15 protein-coding genes and 1 pseudogene are annotated in these 16,823 nt (G+C 68.8%); 8 read left to right on the forward strand and 8 right to left on the reverse strand.

Annotated features, from left to right (window positions below; translation table 11 throughout):
* Nucleotide 1 precedes the first annotated feature (1 nt).
* Nucleotides 2-1,804: an ABC transporter ATP-binding protein gene (locus tag TW83_RS13170; protein WP_045983233.1), complete on the forward strand. Its 1,803-nt coding sequence runs from the start codon at nucleotides 2-4 to the stop codon at nucleotides 1,802-1,804.
* On the opposite strand, the gene TW83_RS13175 is transcribed toward TW83_RS13170, so the two are convergent.
* Both TW83_RS13175 and TW83_RS13180 read right to left on the reverse strand, forming a co-directional pair.
* A complete protein-coding gene (locus tag TW83_RS13175) occupies nucleotides 1,801-2,367 on the reverse strand; it encodes a pyridoxamine 5'-phosphate oxidase family protein (protein WP_045983234.1) in 567 nt (188 codons plus the stop codon). The two genes, TW83_RS13170 and TW83_RS13175, sit on opposite strands and share 4 nt — an antisense overlap.
* Nucleotides 2,364-3,323, reverse strand: a complete 960-nt coding sequence (locus tag TW83_RS13180) for an acetamidase/formamidase family protein (RefSeq protein ID WP_045983235.1) — start codon at nucleotides 3,321-3,323, stop codon at nucleotides 2,364-2,366. Before TW83_RS13180 ends, TW83_RS13175 begins: the two co-directional genes overlap by 4 nt.
* A gap of 132 nt (nucleotides 3,324-3,455) precedes the next feature.
* On the opposite strand from TW83_RS13180, the gene TW83_RS13185 reads away from it, so the two are divergent.
* Nucleotides 3,456-5,270: a methyl-accepting chemotaxis protein gene (locus tag TW83_RS13185; protein ID WP_052714878.1), complete on the forward strand. Its 1,815-nt coding sequence runs from the start codon at nucleotides 3,456-3,458 to the stop codon at nucleotides 5,268-5,270.
* Nucleotides 5,271-5,359: 89 nt separating this feature from the next.
* Entirely contained in the window at nucleotides 5,360-6,649 is a 1,290-nt protein-coding gene (locus TW83_RS13190) for a sorbosone dehydrogenase family protein (protein WP_045983252.1), read from the forward strand.
* Between the two features lie 87 nt (nucleotides 6,650-6,736).
* Here TW83_RS13190 and TW83_RS13195 read toward each other — a convergent pair whose 3' ends face one another.
* Nucleotides 6,737-8,128, reverse strand: a complete 1,392-nt coding sequence (locus TW83_RS13195; RefSeq protein ID WP_052714879.1) for a ferredoxin reductase family protein — start codon at nucleotides 8,126-8,128, stop codon at nucleotides 6,737-6,739.
* 121 nt (nucleotides 8,129-8,249) lie between these two features.
* On the opposite strand from TW83_RS13195, the gene TW83_RS13200 reads away from it, so the two are divergent.
* Nucleotides 8,250-8,978 carry a cytochrome c oxidase assembly protein gene (locus TW83_RS13200; protein WP_045983236.1) on the forward strand — a complete coding sequence of 243 codons (729 nt, stop codon included), beginning with the start codon at nucleotides 8,250-8,252 and terminating at the stop codon, nucleotides 8,976-8,978.
* Nucleotides 8,975-9,487: a CopD family protein gene (locus TW83_RS13205; protein ID WP_052714880.1), complete on the forward strand. Its 513-nt coding sequence runs from the start codon at nucleotides 8,975-8,977 to the stop codon at nucleotides 9,485-9,487. Before TW83_RS13200 ends, TW83_RS13205 begins: the two co-directional genes overlap by 4 nt.
* Before the next feature lie 8 nt (nucleotides 9,488-9,495).
* Here the strand turns inward: TW83_RS13205 and TW83_RS13210 are convergent, their stop codons facing one another.
* The gene (locus TW83_RS13210; RefSeq protein WP_045983237.1) at nucleotides 9,496-10,020 is read right to left on the reverse strand and encodes a DUF2231 domain-containing protein; all 525 of its coding nucleotides are present in this window, start codon (nucleotides 10,018-10,020) and stop codon (nucleotides 9,496-9,498) included.
* 51 nt (nucleotides 10,021-10,071) lie between these two features.
* On the opposite strand from TW83_RS13210, the gene coxB reads away from it, so the two are divergent.
* From coxB to TW83_RS13225, 3 genes are read left to right on the forward strand one after another with little or no spacing between them, the layout of a single operon-like run.
* The gene (gene coxB / locus TW83_RS13215) at nucleotides 10,072-10,728 is read left to right on the forward strand and encodes a cytochrome c oxidase subunit II (RefSeq protein WP_239441341.1); all 657 of its coding nucleotides are present in this window, start codon (nucleotides 10,072-10,074) and stop codon (nucleotides 10,726-10,728) included.
* Complete coding sequence (locus tag TW83_RS13220; protein WP_239441342.1) at nucleotides 10,725-13,289, forward strand: cytochrome c oxidase subunit I; 2,565 nt, start codon at nucleotides 10,725-10,727, stop codon at nucleotides 13,287-13,289. Before coxB ends, TW83_RS13220 begins: the two co-directional genes overlap by 4 nt.
* The gene (locus tag TW83_RS13225; protein ID WP_045983238.1) at nucleotides 13,286-13,594 is read left to right on the forward strand and encodes a hypothetical protein; all 309 of its coding nucleotides are present in this window, start codon (nucleotides 13,286-13,288) and stop codon (nucleotides 13,592-13,594) included. Before TW83_RS13220 ends, TW83_RS13225 begins: the two co-directional genes overlap by 4 nt.
* On the opposite strand, the gene TW83_RS13230 is transcribed toward TW83_RS13225, so the two are convergent.
* From TW83_RS13230 to TW83_RS13245, 4 genes and pseudogenes are all read right to left on the reverse strand, one after another.
* Nucleotides 13,591-14,715 (reverse strand): zinc-binding dehydrogenase, encoded by a 1,125-nt coding sequence (locus TW83_RS13230; RefSeq protein ID WP_045983239.1) that lies wholly within the window; start codon nucleotides 14,713-14,715, stop codon nucleotides 13,591-13,593. The two genes, TW83_RS13225 and TW83_RS13230, sit on opposite strands and share 4 nt — an antisense overlap.
* Before the next feature lie 66 nt (nucleotides 14,716-14,781).
* Nucleotides 14,782-15,588, reverse strand: coding sequence for a sulfate ABC transporter permease subunit CysW (cysW, locus tag TW83_RS13235; protein ID WP_045983240.1), 807 nt, complete (start codon nucleotides 15,586-15,588; stop codon nucleotides 14,782-14,784).
* On the reverse strand, nucleotides 15,585-16,433 hold the full coding sequence (gene cysT, locus TW83_RS13240) for a sulfate ABC transporter permease subunit CysT (protein WP_045983241.1): 849 nt from the start codon (nucleotides 16,431-16,433) through the stop codon (nucleotides 15,585-15,587). Before cysT ends, cysW begins: the two co-directional genes overlap by 4 nt.
* Nucleotides 16,430-16,823: pseudogene (locus TW83_RS13245) on the reverse strand (substrate-binding domain-containing protein); the annotation flags it as partial. The gene cysT and the pseudogene TW83_RS13245, both read right to left, overlap by 4 nt.

Consider the following 16,823-nt stretch of genomic DNA (forward strand, 5'->3'; position numbering starts at 1 on the left):
GATGACGGATCCCATCCTAAGCCTGCGCGGCCTGTCCGTCTCCTTCCCCACCGATGACGGGATGAAGGAGGTCGTGCGCAACATCAGCTTCGACGTGGCACCCGGAGAGACCGTGGCCATCGTCGGCGAAAGCGGATCGGGCAAAAGCGTCACGTCGCTGGCGATCATGGGCCTGCTGGACAAGCGCGCGCGCGTCACCGGACAGGTCCTCTTGGGCGGGCGCGACCTGACGCGCCTCTCTGAACAGGAGATGCGCCGGGTCCGCGGCAACGACATCGCGATGATCTTTCAGGAACCGATGTCCTCGCTGAACCCGGTCTTTCCGGTGGGCGACCAGATCGCGGAGCTGCTGATCCGCCATGGCCAGGTGCCCCGCGATCAGGTCGCGGCAGAGGTACTGCGCCTGATGGACCGCGTGCGCGTCCCCAATGCGGCGGCGCGCATCAGGGACTATCCGCACCAGTTTTCCGGCGGCATGCGCCAGCGGGTGATGATCGCGATGGCCCTGGCCGCGCGCCCGCGCCTGCTGATCGCCGATGAGCCGACGACGGCGCTGGACGTGACCATCCAGGGCCAGATCCTGGACCTGATCAAGGAGATCCAGGAGGAGCAGGGCATGGCCGTCCTGTTCATCACCCATGACATGGGCGTGGTCGCCGAGATCGCCGACCGCACCGTGGTCATGTTCCGCGGCGATCACGTCGAGACCGGCACCACCGCGGGCCTGTTCCAGGATGCGGGCCACCCCTATACTCGCGCGCTGCTGGCCGCGGTGCCGCGGCTTGGGCAGATGGCGGGCCAGCCTTGGCCGCTGCGCTTTCCCAAGGTCGACATGGCCAGCGGCGCGATCGCGGCCCAGCCCGCGGTGGTCGACACCGTGGACCGCAGCGCGACCCCGGTCCTGTCGGTCAGGAACCTGGTGACGCGCTTTGCCGCGGGGTCGGACCTTCTGGGCCGCCCGACGGGCAAGGTTCACGCGGTCGAGGATCTGAGCTTTGATCTGTGGCAGGGAGAGACGCTGTCGCTGGTGGGCGAATCCGGCTGTGGGAAATCGACGACGGGGCGGTCGATCCTGCGGCTGGTCCAGCCGGAATCGGGTCAGGTGACGCTGGACGGGTTCGATGTGCTGAAGGCCGGCCCGGCCGATCTGCGCCGGATGCGCCGGTCGGGGCAGATGATCTTTCAGGACCCGTTCTCCAGCCTGAACCCGCGCATGACGGTGGGCCAGACCGTGGCAGAGCCGATCCTGGCGCACAAGCTGGCCGGCCGGGCCGAGGCGCGCGACCGCGCCGCCGAACTGCTGCGCCAGGTCGGCCTGGACGGGTCCATGCTTGACCGCTATCCGCATGAATTCAGCGGCGGGCAGCGTCAGCGCGTGGCGATCGCGCGCGTGCTGGGCCTGAACCCCAAGATGATCGTGGCCGATGAAAGCGTGTCCGCGCTGGACGTGTCGATCAAGGCGCAGGTCTGCAACCTGCTGATGGACCTGCAGGAGCGTCTGAGCATCGCCTATCTGTTCATCAGCCACGACATGGCGGTGGTCGAACGCGTCAGCCACCGCGTCGCGGTGATGTATCTGGGCGAGATCGTCGAGATCGGCCCGCGCGAGGCGATCTTTGCCGACCCGCAGCATCCCTACACGAAGAAGCTGATCGCCGCCGTGCCGGTCCCGGACCCCGCGCGCCGGGGCCTGCGCCGCGCTATGCAGGTCGATGAGCTGAAAAGCCCCGTCCGTCCGATGGGGTTCGAACCGCCCAAGCGCGACTGGCGCCAGGTGTCGGATCGCCATTTCGTGATGGTCTAGGGCGCCAGCCACTGTCCGCGCCAGCCCGTCTCGCGCGTGTATCGCGCGCGGCGGTGCTGCGGGCCCAGATGCACCGCGTCGATGGCCATCACCGTCAGGCGCAGCACCGCGAAACAGGCGACGTCCGGGCGTTTCGCATAGGCCAGCGCATCGTCGATGGGCGTGCCGGGCGGCGGCTGAGAGCCATAGCTCTGTCGCGACGGGTCGGGCACGCGCGCCCAGTCCTGCGCGACCGCCGCGCCCGTCAGGATCATGGCCCGGGCTTCGATCCGCGTCTGCAGATACACGCCAGCGTCCCAGACATGCAGCGCCGCCATCGGGTTGACGCGCAGATCGGCCACCTTTGCGGACAGAAGGTCGGTGTGAACCTCCAGCACGGCTTCGTCGGGGTCGGCCCCGCGCAGCACGACCGTGCGCGCCTGCGGCATGCCGCCCGGCGTGACCGTGGCCAGCACCGGGTGGCGGGCGGGCGCATGCCGGTCGGCCACGCCGCGTTGCAACCGCAGCCAGACCTGGTCGTGCAGGCTGTCCAGCCCCGCGGCCCAGGGATGCAGGTCGGTCATTCGAAGACCGAGCGCGGGAAATAGAACGATACGACCCAGTTCGGCATGTCGACGATCTCCGAGATCCGCAGATCGCCGCAGGTGGACACCAGCATGTAGGCCTCGACCGCGGGCATGCCGTGGCGCGCGCACAGCAGATCGACCATCTGTTCGACCGCCTGCCGCGCGCCGGTCATCAGGTCGGGGCCGATGCCGGTCGTGACCTCGTACCCCTTGGCGTCCAGGTGCGGCGTGACCGGTCCTGGCGTGGTGAACCGCGGCATCGCCAAGTTCGTGCCCTTGACCAGGTCCAGCGTCAGCGTGACGTCCATCGGGCTTTCGATGGCGGTGCCGCAGACCTCTCCGTCGCCCTGCGCGGCATGGGTGTCGCCCACCGAGAACAACGCGCCCGTCACCTCGACCGGCAGATACAGTTCGGCCCCGCGCGACAGGTCGCGGATGTCCAGATTGCCGCCCGTGCGCCGCGGCGGGACGATCGAATGGGCACCCGGCTCTGCCAGGGCCACGCCGATGGTCCCGGCAAAGGGCTTCAGCCCGACCCGGCCGTGACTGCCCCACAGCGCCGGCGCCAGCGTCGCCGCATTATAGCGCCACAGCGTCAGGGCGGGGTCGGGGAACTGGTCCGCCAGCAGACCGAACCCCGGGATGTTCGCGGTCCAGCCCCAGCCCTGCCCGTCCTGCGCCTGCGGGGCGAAATCGACCAGCGTGATCTTCAGCGCGTCGCCGGGTTCGGCCCCGTCGACATGGATCGGCCCGTTGACCGGGTTGATGCGCCCGAAATCCAGCGTGGCGATGTCGTCCGCGGTGCTGGACAGGTTCAGCTGCCCGCCCGACGCCTCCAAGCAGGCAAAGCGGATCGTCGATCCCGGCGCCACGGTCTGGACCGGGGCGATCGCGTTGTCCCAGCCCAGGTGATGCTGCGCCGCATGGATGGTATAGTTGCACTGTCTGCACATCGTCTGGTCCCCCGTGTCGGTCTGCCGCCACTGTCGGCGTAATTCGCACGACGTGCAATTCCCTGCCGGCGTCAACGATCCGTTCATGTGTCGCCGCTATGTCTTGTCGGATCACACCGGGAAGGCCGCTGCATGACCTTTGGAATCTCACGAAAACTGACCCTGCTGACCGGGGTTGCGGTCGCGCTCAGCATCCTTGCGATGTCGCTGCAGCTGTCCTCGCTGCACTACCTTCTGTGGAAGGACCGCAAGGAGCTGATCGCGACCCAGGTCGAAAGCACGGTCAGCATACTCACCCATTTCGCAGCCCAGGCCCAGTCAGGCGCGATGACCCTAGACGAGGCCCAGCACCGCGCCAAGGAGGCCGCCCGCGCCATCCGCTATGGCGACGACGACTATGTCTTCATCTACGACCCACAGGGTCTGCGGGTCATGCATCCCGATACCGAACGCGAGGGCACGAATGCCTGGGAGGCCACCGATGCCAACGGCAAGCTGCACATCCGCGAGATGATCGTGACCGCGCGCGAGGGGGGCGGCTTTACCGAGTATTTCGTCGCGCGCCTGTCGGGGGGCGATCCGCTGCCCAAGCTGTCCTATTCCACGCTGTTCGCGCCCTGGGGCTGGACGGTCGGCGCGGGTCTTTACGTGGACGACATCACCGCCGATTTCATGGCCGAGATGCGGCGCAGTGGACTGTGGTCGGGGCTGCTGCTTCTGGCGCTGATCGCCTGCGCCATCCCGCTGTCGCGCAGCATCAGCAAGCCCATCAAGGCGCTGACCGCGATGATGGGGCGCCTGGCCCAGGGCCAGACCGACGACACCGTCCCCGGCGCCGCCCGCAGGGACGAGATCGGCGCCATGGCCCGCGCGGTCGAGACGTTCCGCGCCGCCACCATCGACCGCGACCGCCTGGCGCGCGACGCCGATGCCGTGAACGCGCGGCAGGCCGAGATGGTCGAACAGACCAACCTGCGCGCTGCCCAGCTGCAGCATTTCGTGGGGGCGATCAGCACCGGCTTCGACCGGCTCAGCCGAGGCGATTTGACGGTGCGCATCACCGACCCGGTCGCACCCGAGTTCGATGCCGTCAAGGATCAGTTCAACACCTCGCTTGGCCAGCTGGACGAGGCCCTGGGGCTGGTGGTCGACGGCGTAGCCGTCATCCGCGGCGGCCTGGCCGAGATCAGCGCCGCCGCCCATGACCTGGCCCATCGCACCGAACAGCAGGCTGCCAACCTGGAGGAGACCGTGGCCGCCCTGAACGAGGTGTCGCGCGGCGTCGATCAGGCGGCCGAGGGCGTGTCCACCGCCCAGACCAGCGCCGAGACTGCGCAGCGCAACGCGCAAGGCGGCGGAGAGATCGTCCAGAAGGCCGTGGGTGCCGTGGGCGAGATCGAGGAATCGACCCGCCAGATCGGCACCATCATCACCGTCATCGACGAGATCGCGTTCCAGACCAACCTGCTGGCGTTGAACGCGGGCATCGAGGCCGCACGCGCCGGAGAGGCCGGGCGCGGCTTTGCCGTCGTCGCCCACGAGGTCCGCGCCCTGGCCCACAAGACCGCCGAGGCCGCGCATCAGATCAAGGACCTGATCGGCGCCTCGACCGTCCATGTCCGCGAGGGGGCGGGCCTGGTGCGCAGTTCGGGCGCATCGCTGGTCACGATCGTCGAGGAAGTGTCGGCGGTGCGCACGATCATCACCATGATCGCCTCCAGCGCGCGCGAACAGTCGCAAAGCCTGCGCGCGCTGTCGGCAGGGGCCGACCAGATGGACAAGGTCACCCAGCAGAACGCCGCCATGGTCGAGGAGACGACCGCCGCCGCCCGCGCGCTGGAGGAGCAGACCGATCAGCTGGCAAGCAAGGCGCGCCAGTTCCGCACCACGCCTCAGCAGGCCCTGCGTCCCGCAGCCGTCGAACCCCGGCGCGCCGCGGGCTGGTAGGGCATCGCCGCCGGGGTTGCGACACCATCAGCGTTTGACGCCCCGGCAGGGGTCGCTAAGGTGCGGCTTCGACAGCAAGGGGGCGGATGATGGATTTTCTGGCACGGGCGACGGCGGTCGTGGGCGGCACGATGGTGGCAATCAGGCGGTTCGGCGCGCCCAAGGTGCAGGCGGTCGGCACCGCACCGACCATTCCCGACGCCAAGCGGCAGGGAATCATGACGCTGAAGATGCCGACCGCCAAGGGCTGGGCGCCGGGCCATGTCCCCGACACGGCGCCGGGTCTGGCGGTCAACGCCTTCGCCTCGGGGCTGGAGCATCCCCGCTGGATCGAGGTGCTGCCGAACGGCGACGTGCTGGTGGCCGAATCCAAGGAGCAGCCCAATCCGCCCAAGACGCTGATGGACCACGCAGCCCAGGCCACCATGCGCCGCGCCCGCGCCATCGGCACCAGCGCGAACCGCATCACCCTGTGGCGCGACACCGACGGCGACGGCGTGGCCGAGACACGCGAGGTTTTCCTGGAGCGGCAGAACCAGCCCTTCGGCATGGCACTGGTGGGCAACACCTTCTATGTCGGCAACACGGACGGGATCGTGGCCTTCCCTTATCAGGAGGGGCAGACGACGATCACCGCGGCGGGACGCAGGCTGGTCACGTTCAAGCCGAACGGCCACTGGACGCGCAGCCTGATCGTGTCACCCGACGGTGCCAGCCTCTATGCCGGCGTCGGATCGCTGAGCAACATCGGCGATCAGGGCATGGAAGTCGAGGAGGGCCGCGCCGCCATCTGGCGTCTGGACCTGGAGACCGAACAGGCCGGCATCTTCGCCTCGGGGCTGCGAAACGCGGTCGGCATGGCGTGGGAGCCGTCGACCGACACCCTGTGGACGGTGGTCAACGAACGCGACGGCCTGGGCGACGAGACGCCGCCCGATTACCTGACATCCGTGCGCGAGGGCGGATTCTATGGCTGGCCCTACTGCTATTGGGGCCAGACCGTCGACGACCGCGTGCCGCAGGATCCGGCGCTGGTCGCCCGCGCCATCACGCCGGACTATGCCCTGGGCGGGCATACCGCCTCCTTGGGTCTGTGCTGGATGCCCGCCGGCACCCTGCCCGGCTTTCCCGACGGAATGGTCATCGGCCAGCACGGGTCTTGGAACCGCTCGACCCTCAGCGGGTACCGGGTGATCTTCGTGCCGTTCGCAGGAGGCAAGCCGTCGGGACCGCCGCGCGACATCCTGTCAGGCTTCCTGTCGGATGACGAAAAGACCGCCTTTGGCCGTCCCGTGGGCGTCGCCATCGGCGCCGACGGAAAGTCGCTTTTGGTGGCCGACGACGTGGGCGACATCATCTGGCGCGTCACCGCCGCCTGACGTCAAGCTGGCCATGACGATGGCGCAAGCCACCGTCACGGCGATCAGCAGGATGGCCAAGGCCAAGGCAAGACGCGGGCGCATCGGTCACACCATCTCGAAGATTTCGGCGTGGATCGCGGACAGGGGCGTGCCTCTGCCCGCCAGCCCCGCACGAATTGCCGCAAGCATCGGCGCAGGCCCGCACATCATGTGCGGCCAGTGACGCGTCCGGTCGGGCAGAACCTGGTCCAGCATCGCGGCGTCGATCCGCCCCTTGACCGCCACGTGGCCGCCCGTGTCCCAGGGTTCAGGCGGCTCCTCGATCACATGGGTCACGCGCAGGTCGATGTCCCGGGCGATGCGGGCCAGCTGATCGCGGAACGGCACGTCGTCCCAGTCCTTGTTCGCATAAAGCAGGTGGATGGTGCGCGGATCGCGGCGGGCTTGCAGCGCGTGAAGGTTGGCCAGGATGGGCGTGATGCCCACGCCCCCCGCGATCATCACGAACCCTTCGGCATCGGACTCGCGGTCGATGGTGAAGACGCCATAGGGCCCGTCGATCCAGGCCACGCTGCCCACCGGCGTCTGCGACAGGCGGCGGCTGTCGTCCCCCAGGGGCTTGATCGAGAAGCTGATGTCCGGCCCCTTGTCCGGCGCGGTCGAGATCGAGAACGGATGTTCGCGCAGCGAATAGGGCGTGCCGCCAACGGCCAGCCATGCGAACTGTCCCGGCCGCCAGTTGCACAGCGCACGTCCCTCGGGGCGCAGGACCAGGGTACGGATGCCGTCGCCCTCGTCGCGGTTCTCGATCACGCGCCACGGGTTGCGCGACTGTCGCCAGGGGCGCAGCACGCGCGTGTAGGCGATCAGCCCGACCCAAGCCAGCGTGATCGCCAGCCACAGCCCCCGCGTCCCGTCGGCCCCGGTGAAATGCCCCGCCCCCAGCACATGCCAGATCGCCGCCGCAAAGCCGGTCAGCGCCAGGCCGACATGCAGGTACCGCCACCATAGATAGTCCAGCCGCAGCCACTTGCGGAATTCCGACGTGATCACCATCGCCCCGAAGCAGACCAGCGCAACCCGACCCGCCGTCATGTAGGGATCGGCCTTCAGCGGGTTCAGGACGCCCATGTCGTCCTTGTGCCAGATGTACATCATCGCGAAATGCCCCAGCATCAGCGCCACCGCCCCCCAGCTGAGGAACCGGTGAAAGACCGGGATGATGTCGGCACCGAACGGACGCAGCAACGGCTTCAGCCGTCCGGTCAACGCGAATTGCAGCCCGACCAGCGCCAGCGCCCCGAAGCCAAGCCCAAAGGCCATCGTCTGCGTGAAGGCCGCATCCCGCGGCGGATCGCCGGCCAGGATCCCCGCAAAGGGCAGGATTAGGGCCGCCAGCGCCAGCAGGACCCAGCCCGCGGCCTGCAACCGCACGGCCCATGTGCGGTCGCCCGGGCGGATATGGGCGTCGGGATTCTGGCTTGGGGCGACGGTCATGGGGGGCCAACGCGACCGCTTGCACACAGTTCCGAATGCTTGCATGGAACCCGGGGCGCAGGCCATTGTTGGGGAACGACATTGCGCGCGCCCGCCCGCGATCCGCAACCAAGGAGAGACGATGACACAGGCGCTGATGCCCTATTGCGGCCCGGCACCGGCGCCGGACCAGCTGTGGTCCAGCTGGAACCTCGACCCTTGGGTGCTGATCGGCATCGCGGCGCTGGCGCTGGTCTTGGCGCGCAAGGCGGTGCCCGACCGTCGCGGTCCCGCGGCCCTGGCGGTGGGTGCGCTGGTCGTGGCCTTCGTGTCGCCCCTGTGTGCGCTGACGGTGGCGCTGTTCTCGGCGCGGGCGGCGCATCATCTGGTGCTGATCACGCTGGCCGCGCCCGCGCTGGCCGCGGCGCTGCCGCTGCTGCCGCGACTGCCGGCCGGGCTGTCGCTGGCTGCGGTCAGCGCGGCGATGATCGCGTGGCACCTGCCCGGGGTCTATGACGCCATCTGGGCGTCGGACACGCTGTATTGGGTGATGCAGGCGGCAATGCTGCTTCCGGCCTGGGCGTTCTGGTCGGCGGTCCTGGCCCCCGGTTTCGGAGCCGAGGAGGCGATGCGCCGCGCCGTGCTGATCGGCGGGCTGGCCGGCATCATGGGCTTTCTGGGCGCGATCCTGACCTTTGCCCCCGACATCCTGTATTTCCCGCATGTGGGCGGCGCGATGGCCTGGGGCATGTCGCCCCTGGCGGACCAGCAGTTGGCGGGCCTGATCATGTGGGTGCCGGGCTTTGTCCCCGTGGCGGCCATCGCGGGTCGCATGGTCTGGCATGCCTGGCGGCGGGGGTTCGCTGCATGATGGTCGCGGGGCTGAAGTACCTCCACCTGGCGGCCATGCTGTGCTGGTGCGCATCGCTAGTGGCGCTGCCGCTGCTTCTGCATTTCTATGGCCAGATCTGGCGCGGCAAGGCCGACAGCAGCCAGACCCAGGCCCGCTATGCCGAATTCCGGCTGATCACGCATTTCGGCTATGTCGGCTTTGGGACGCCGGCGGCGGTCATCGCCATCGCGGCCGGGACCGGCCTGATCTTTGCCGATCAGGTGTTCGACCTGTGGTTCGTGGCCAAGCTGACGCTGGTCGCGGGCATGGCACTGGTCCATGCCTGGATCGGTCACCTGATCCTGACATCGGGGGAACATCGCGGGCTGCAGAACATGCCGTCGGCCCTGTGGGCGCTGGTTTTGGGACTGCCCCTGATGATGGGCGTGCTGTGGCTGGTGCTGGCCAAGCCGGACCTGGCCTGGGTCGCGGACTGGATGCCCGATTTCATGCTGGCCCCCCGCGGTCAGTCGGTGGGCCAGCCATGACGGCCCGCCTAGCCGCCCGCCCCGTCGCTTTTCGTGCCGATCTGATAATCGAAGACCAGCTTGCCTCCATGCCAGCCGGTGATCCCGGTCATGGCCGCCGTCAGCGCCGACAGCAGGATGCCCCAGGGCAGCACCACGTCCTGCGGATCGGGCAGGCGGAAGCCCCAGTTCAGTCCCAGCAGGGACAACAGCATCACCGCGAGGATGAAATGCGTCCAGCTTGCCGCCCGGATGCGGATGCCGGGCACCATCAGCAACTCGATCGTGCCGGTGATCCCGGCCAGGACCCCCAGGCCAAAGGCTGCCCCGGTCGCCCAAAGCGCGACCCGCGGCCAGAATTCGTCGGCGGTCAGCCAGTACATCGCGTCGGCCCCGAAGGTGGAGAAAGCCAGCGCAATGGGAAAGGCCACCATCATCGCGTGCAGCGGGTGGCCGGACAGGGCGATCTTGGTCTCGGTGTCGTTGAAGGCGACATGTTCCTCGATCGGATCGGCAAGGCGGCGTCGCTGTTTCCAGGTGCGTCTCTGGCGCATGGGCACTCTCGTTGGGTCAGGGGCTTCTGGCACAAGGCATTGGCGGGGGCCGTGGTTCCGCTGCTGGCCGCATGCGGCGGCGGGCACAGCACGCTGAGCCCCGCGGGCCCCGCGGCGCGCGACATCGCGCTGTTGTGGTGGATCATGCTGGCGGGCTCGGCGCTGATCTGCGTCCTGGTCTTCGGTCTGCTGGTCCTGGCGGTGCGCAACAACGGCGCGCGGCGGTCGGAGCGGACGTGGATCTGGGGCTGGGGCCTCGGGTTCTCGATGTCGGTGCTGGTCGTCCTCCTGGGGTTTTCGCTGTGGCTCGGAGAGGGGATGCTGGCGCGCGCCGACGACGTCCCCCGCGTCCAAGCCCATGCCGCGCAATGGGAATGGCGGTTCGACCAGCCCGGCCCCGGCGGCGCTATCGTGCAGACCCGCGATACGCTCTATGTGCCGGCGGGACAGGATTTCGACGTGGTCATCACCGCACAGGACGTCATCCACAGCTTCTGGGTGCCGCAACTGGGCGGCAAGATGGACGCCATCCCGGGCCACCAGAACATCCACCGCCTGCGCGCCGACCAGCCCGGCACCTACGAGGGCCTGTGCGCCGAATTCTGCGGCACCGGGCACAGCTTCATGCGTTTCACCGTCGTGGCCTATGACCCGAACGGCCCGATGCCCGACATGTCGGGCGCCCTGATCCCGGAGACCCGCCCATGACCGATCCGCAGCCGCAGGGCGGCCGGACCATCGCCCCGATGGACCCGATGTTCGACCCCGCCAGCGACGTGGCACCCAACGCGCCGCAGCGCGCGCTGGCCCTGCACCGTCAGCTGGACCGCACCTGGTCGGACGAGCCGGGATGGCGGGGGTTCCTCACCTCGGTCAACCACGGCACGATCGGCCTGCGCTTCATGGCGACATCCTTCGTGTTCTTCGCCATCGGCGGCGTTCTGGCGATGCTGATCCGCGCGCAGCTGGCGACCCGCGACGGCGCCTTCCTGGATGTCGAGCTGTACAACCAGATCTTCACGATGCACGGCAGCATCATGATGTTCCTGTTCGCCATCCCCATGCTGGAGGGGCTGGCCCTGTGGCTGCTGCCCAAGATCCTGGGCGCACGCGACATGGCGTTCCCGCGCCTGTCGGCCCTGGGCTACTGGTGCTATCTGTTCGGGGGCACGGTGATCGTGCTGTCGCTGGTGGCGGGCGTGGCCCCCGATGGCGGGTGGTTCATGTACGTGCCGCTGGCCGACAGCACCCACACCCCGGGCATCAACGCCGATGTCTGGCTGTTGGGCGTAACCTTCGTCGAGATCAGCGCCATGGCCGCCGCGGTGGAGATCACCGTGACCATCCTGCGCTGCCGTGCGGCGCATATGCCGCTGACCCGGATGCCGCTGATGGGCTGGTACCTGCTGGGCACGGCTGTGATGATGCTGGTGGGCTTTCCGCCGCTGATCCTGGGATCGATCCTGCTGGAGGTACAGCGCGCCTTCGACTGGCCGTTCTTCGACATCGCGCGGGGCGGCGACCCTCTGCTGTGGCAGCACCTGTTCTGGCTGTTCGGCCACCCCGAGGTCTATATCATCTTCCTGCCCGCCGCGGGCGCGCTGTCCACGATCATCCCGATCATGTCGCGCACCACGATCCTAGGATACGGCGCGATCGTCGCGGCCATCGCGGGGCTGGTGTTCCTCTCCTTTGGCCTGTGGGTCCACCACATGTTCACGGTGGGCATCCCGCACATGGCGCTGGCCTTTTTCAGCGCGGCATCGGCGCTGGTGGCGGTCCCCACGGCGATCCAGGTCTTTGCCTGGATCGGCACGCTGTGGGACGGCAAGGTCAGCTTCCGCCTGCCCATGCTGTACGTCATGGGGTTCTTCTTGACCTTCGTCTTGGGCGGGCTGACCGGCGTGATGCTGGCCATGGTGCCGTTCAACTGGCAGGCGCATGACACCGCCTTCGTCACCGCGCACCTTCATTACGTGCTGGTCGGCGGCTTCGTCTTTCCGATGCTGGCCGCGGTCAGCTACTGGATGCCGCTGATCTGCGGGCGCTGGCGGGTGCGGGGCCTGGGGGAATCAGCGTTCTGGCTGATCCTGATCGGATTTCACGGCACATTCTTCCTGATGCACCTGACAGGCCTTCTGGGCATGCCGCGCCGCGTCGCGGTCTATCCCAACAACCCGGAATGGGAATGGCTGAACCTGATCTCGTCGATCTTCGGCATGATCATGTCGGCGGGCTTTGCGCTGTTCGCCTTCGACGTGGTGATGCAGTGGCTGTTCGGGCGGCGCAGCTGGCGCAACCCCTGGGGCGCGCCCACGCTGGACTGGGCGATGCCCGTGCCCGCCCCGTCCTACAACTTCGCCTCGCTGCCCGGCCCGCGCCAGCCCGATTCCTCGGCCCTGCTGCCCCTGGCGCGGGGCGAGGGGTTGCTGCCCGGCGCGCCGCGCGACCTACGAGAGACACTGGCCCTGGACGCGGGCAGCGGTCGGCCCGACCACGTCGCCGTCCTGGCCAAAAGCACCATGCTGCCGCTGTTCACCTCTGCCGCCATCGGCAGCTTTTTCGGGGCGGTGCTGGCCGGGCTCTACTGGCTGGCGCCCGTGGGCATCGTGCTGACCCTGATCGCGGCATGGAAATGGGGCGACATCATGGGATCGACGACCGATCATCCCGACGTTCGGGTGGCACCGGGCCTGACCCTGCCGCTGCATTGGCAGACCCGCAACACGCTGGCCCGCACGGGGACGGTGGCGCTGCTTCTGGCGGACGGGACGCTGTACGCATCGCTGCTGTTCGGGGTGGGCTTCCTGTCGGTCGTGGCCCCCGCATGGCCGGCCCCGGCCAGCGGCCTGTCGACCCTGCCGATGGCGGTCACGGCGGCGCTGGCCCTGGCGGCGATGGCGGTCGGCCTGATCGCCGCCCACCGGGCCGAGGCGCTGCGCGACCGGGCGGCGGGCACCACATGGGCCGGGATCGGACTGGCCGCCTGCCTGGTCGCGCTGGTGGCATTGGCGGGGCTGGCCCTGGGGCTGGATGACCCGCGCCGTCACGCGCGCGACGCGTTGCGTGCGGTGATCCTGGGGTTTGCGGTGTTCCACGGCGTCGTCACGGCGATGCTGGCCCTGCGCAGCCTGGCCGATGCCCGCGGTGGCCGCACCAGCTGGGCGCGCCGAGGCGCCGCCCCGATCTGGCAGCTGTTCCAGTCCTTCTGGCTGGGCACCTCGGCCGTGTCGCTGACCCTGGTCGCCGCGCAGGAGGTGCTGTCATGAACTGGCTGTGGCGCGCCCTGGCCGGGCCGATCCTGTGGGCGGCGATGTTCCTGCTGGTCTATGCGCTGCACGGCGCGGGCTGCAACCTGGGCTGGACCGACCGCCCCGCCCCCATCGCCGACTGGCACCACATGGCGATGTGGCTGGCATGGGGGGCGGGGTTGATCCTGCACCTGGTGCTGATCCGGGTCATGCCCGCGGGCCGGGGACGCCCGCGGCAGCTGATCACCATGGGGGCCTGGATCGGGTTCGTCTCGACCCTGGTGACGCTGTTCCCGGTGATCGCGACCTCGACCTGCGCCTAGGGGCGCGGGCCGGTGATCAGATACTTGGCACCTGTGGCCTTGCGGACATAGGCACGGGCCGCATCGGGCGACAGCGCCTCGCGCAGGGTCAGGCGTTCGGAATAATGGCTGGCAAAGGTCGTGGTCATTTCCGCCGCGACCCTTTCGCGCATCCTCTGGGTGATCGCCTTGTCGGTGCGGCGCAGCATGTGGAACAGGAGCCAGCCGCCGGTGCGCCAGCTGAACCCGAATCCGCGGCGCAGCACCGTCGGCCCCGTGTCCAGCGCGCCATAGACATAGACCTGCTTCATCACGTCCGACCCGTACCGGTCATAGCTGTCCATCTTGCGCGCGGCCACGGCCTCCATCGCGTTCAGGATGATGCTTGTCATCTCTCCGCCGCCGATGGCGTCGAAGGCCAGCGTCGCGCCGGTGGCCTCGATCGCCTGTTCCAGATCGGCGCGAAAGCTGTCGCTGCTGCTGTCGACGACATGGACCGCGCCCAGATCGCGCAGCAGCCGGACCTGGTCCTGGCTGCGCACGATGTTGACCAGGCCGATCCCGTCATCCTTGCAGATGCGCACCAGCATCTGGCCCAGGTTCGACGCGGCAGGCGCATGGACGATGGCGCTGTGCCCCCCGGCCCGCATCGTCTCGACAAAGCCGAGCGCGGTCAGCGGGTTCACGAACAGCGACGCGCCCTGTTCCGCGGTCGCGCCGTCGGGCAGCACGATGCAGGCCTCCAGCCCGATCAGGCGCAGGTCCGCATACATCGCACCCCCGATCATCGCCACGCGCTTGCCCACCAGATGGGACAGGTCGGGGCCGGCGGCGATGACGGTGCCCGCGCCTTCATTGCCCACGGGCAGCGACTGGCCGATGCGGGCCTTCATCGCGGGCATCGCGGCGGGGGGAACCGTGGCGGTCAGGACCGGGGCGTCGGGGGTGCCCCCTGCGGTCAGGCTATCCATGTCGGCGGGCCCGAACAGCAGCCCCAGGTCCGACGGGTTGATCGGCGCCGCCTCGATCCGCACCAGCAGCTGGCCGGGACCGGGGTCGGGATGGGTGACGGGCTCCAGATGCACCCGCAGCGTTCCGTCCGGCGTGATCGTCGATCTCAGTTCCTGGCCGTGATGGGTCATGATGTCCTCGGCTGATGCGTTGGACCCCACGCTATGCCCGGCGCCCCGCGGGGGCAAGCGGGGCCCTCAGCCGCGCCGCCCCTCCAGGACCGCCTTGAGGACCAGCGCGACCAGCGCCAGCAGGGTCAGGGTCGAGGCCGCCGCAAAGGCGCCCACCGCGTTCAGGTCGTTGAACAGCAGCTCGATATGCAGGGGCAGCGTGTTGGTCTGGCCGCGGATGTTGCCAGACACCACGGACACGCCCCCGAATTCGCCCACCGCGCGCGCCGTGCACAGGACCGCACCGTACAGCAGCGCCCACTTGATGTTGGGCAGGGTCACGCGGCGGAACACCTGCCAGCCCGACGCGCCAAGCGTCACCGCCGCCTGTTCCTGATCGGTCCCCTGCGCCTGCATCAGGGGCAGCACCTCGCGCGCGACAAAGGGTGCGGTCACGAACAGCGTCACCAGCACGATGCCCGGCAGCGCGAACATGACCTGCAGGTCGACCTCGCGCAGCCACGGCCCCAGCAGCCCCTGGCGGCCATAGAGCAGCAGATAGCAGATCCCCGCGATGATCGGAGAGATCGAGAACGGGATCTCGATCATGGTGACCAAGATGCCGCGCCCCCAGAAGCGGTGCTTGGCCACCGCCCATGCGGCGGCGATGCCGAAGGCGATGTTGATCGGCACCACGATCAGCGCGACCAGGCTGGTCAGCCAGATGGCGTGCAGCGTGTCGGGATGCAGGATGGTGTCGGCATAGACCCGCCAGCCTTCGGAAAAGGCGCGGGCGAAGATGAAGACCAGCGGCGCCACCACGATCAGCAGCGTCAGCACCACGGCCAGCGCGACCAGCAGGCGGCCCGATCGGGCGGGACGACGCGGCGTCATCGGGTGGCCTCGCGGTGGCGGGCGGCCCAGGATTGCAGGATGTTCGACACGACCAGCAGCACCAGCGCAAAGCCCAGCAGGACCAGCGCGATGGCCGCCGCGCCGTTATAGTCGAACTCCTCCAGCCGGATGAAGGCCAAGAGCGCCGCGATCTCCGTCTCTCCGGGCAGGTTGCCGGCAATGAACACGATCGCGCCGAATTCGCCCAAGGACCGGGCAAAGGCCGTCGTGCAGCCCGCCAGCCAGGCGGGCAGGATCGCGGGAAACACCACGCGGGCGAAGGACTGCCACGGCGTCGCGCCCAGAGTTTCGGCGGCCTGTTCCAGCGCCGGGTCCAGATCCTCCAGCACCGGCTGAACCGTGCGCACCACGAAGGGGATCGAGGTGAAGGCCATGGCCAGCGCGATGCCCAGCACCGTATAGACCACCGGCACGCCCAGGGGGTGCAGCACCTGCCCGAACCAGCCGTTGGCAGAAAACAGCGCCGTTAGCGACAAACCCGCCACCGCGGTGGGCAGCGCGAAGGGCACGTCCATCAGCGCGTCTAGGATGCGCTTTCCCGGAAAGTCGTGGCGTACCAGCACCCAGGCCATCAGCAGGCCATAGACCGCGTTGAAGGCCGTGGCGATGGCCGCCGCCGTCAGGGTGACGCGGAATGCGGCCAGCGCCCGGTCGCTGCTGACGATGGCCCAGAAACCCGCGGGCCCGATTTGCGCGCCCTTCAGGATCAGCGCCGCGATGGGGATCAGGACGATCAGCACCAGATACAGCAGCGTCGTGCCCAGGCTGAGCGTGAAGCCGGGCAGGACGCGCTTGGCGCGGATCGGGGCCGTGGCCGTGGTCATCGGTTCACGAAGACCTGGTCCAGGATCGCGCCGTCGGCAAGATGCTCCTCGCGCACGCGGTCCCATCCGCCAAAGACGTCGTCCACGGTGACCAACTCGACCGGGGCCTGGGCGTCGGCGAATTCCGCGGCGACCGTCTCGTCGGTGACGCGGTAGTAGTTGTCGGCCAGGATGCGCTGTGCCTCGGGGGTGTACAGCCAGTCCAGATAGGCGGTGGCCAGATCGGTCGTGCCGTTGTCCTCGGCATTCTCGGCCACCACGGCCACCGGGAAGGCCGCGAACAGGCTGATCGATGGTGTCACGCGTTCGAATCCCTGCGCCTCGTACTGCTTGGCGATCTGGCCGGTCTCGGCTTCGAAGGTCACCAGCACGTCGCCGATGCCGCGTTCG

The organism is Paracoccus sp. S4493, from assembly GCF_000967735.1.
GTDB classification, from domain to species: domain Bacteria; phylum Pseudomonadota; class Alphaproteobacteria; order Rhodobacterales; family Rhodobacteraceae; genus Paracoccus; species Paracoccus marcusii.

Bases quoted from the DNA above. Each gene is read 5' to 3' on its own strand.
- TW83_RS13200 (WP_045983236.1), top strand. From the start codon at position 8,250: ATGACACAGGCGCTGATGCCCTATTGCGGCCCGGCACCGGCGCCGGAC.
- TW83_RS13180 (WP_045983235.1), bottom strand. From the start codon at position 3,323: ATGTGCAGACAGTGCAACTATACCATCCATGCGGCGCAGCATCACCTG.
- TW83_RS13230 (WP_045983239.1), bottom strand. From the start codon at position 14,715: ATGACCCATCACGGCCAGGAACTGAGATCGACGATCACGCCGGACGGA.
- TW83_RS13195 (WP_052714879.1), bottom strand. From the start codon at position 8,128: ATGACCGTCGCCCCAAGCCAGAATCCCGACGCCCATATCCGCCCGGGC.
- TW83_RS13185 (WP_052714878.1), top strand. From the start codon at position 3,456: ATGACCTTTGGAATCTCACGAAAACTGACCCTGCTGACCGGGGTTGCG.
- cysT (WP_045983241.1), bottom strand. From the start codon at position 16,433: ATGACCACGGCCACGGCCCCGATCCGCGCCAAGCGCGTCCTGCCCGGC.
- TW83_RS13205 (WP_052714880.1), top strand. From the start codon at position 8,975: ATGATGGTCGCGGGGCTGAAGTACCTCCACCTGGCGGCCATGCTGTGC.
- TW83_RS13190 (WP_045983252.1), top strand. From the start codon at position 5,360: ATGGATTTTCTGGCACGGGCGACGGCGGTCGTGGGCGGCACGATGGTG.
- TW83_RS13225 (WP_045983238.1), top strand. From the start codon at position 13,286: ATGAACTGGCTGTGGCGCGCCCTGGCCGGGCCGATCCTGTGGGCGGCG.
- TW83_RS13220 (WP_239441342.1), top strand. From the start codon at position 10,725: ATGACCGATCCGCAGCCGCAGGGCGGCCGGACCATCGCCCCGATGGAC.
- TW83_RS13210 (WP_045983237.1), bottom strand. From the start codon at position 10,020: ATGCGCCAGAGACGCACCTGGAAACAGCGACGCCGCCTTGCCGATCCG.
- TW83_RS13170 (WP_045983233.1), top strand. From the start codon at position 2: ATGACGGATCCCATCCTAAGCCTGCGCGGCCTGTCCGTCTCCTTCCCC.
- cysW (WP_045983240.1), bottom strand. From the start codon at position 15,588: ATGACGCCGCGTCGTCCCGCCCGATCGGGCCGCCTGCTGGTCGCGCTG.
- TW83_RS13175 (WP_045983234.1), bottom strand. From the start codon at position 2,367: ATGACCGACCTGCATCCCTGGGCCGCGGGGCTGGACAGCCTGCACGAC.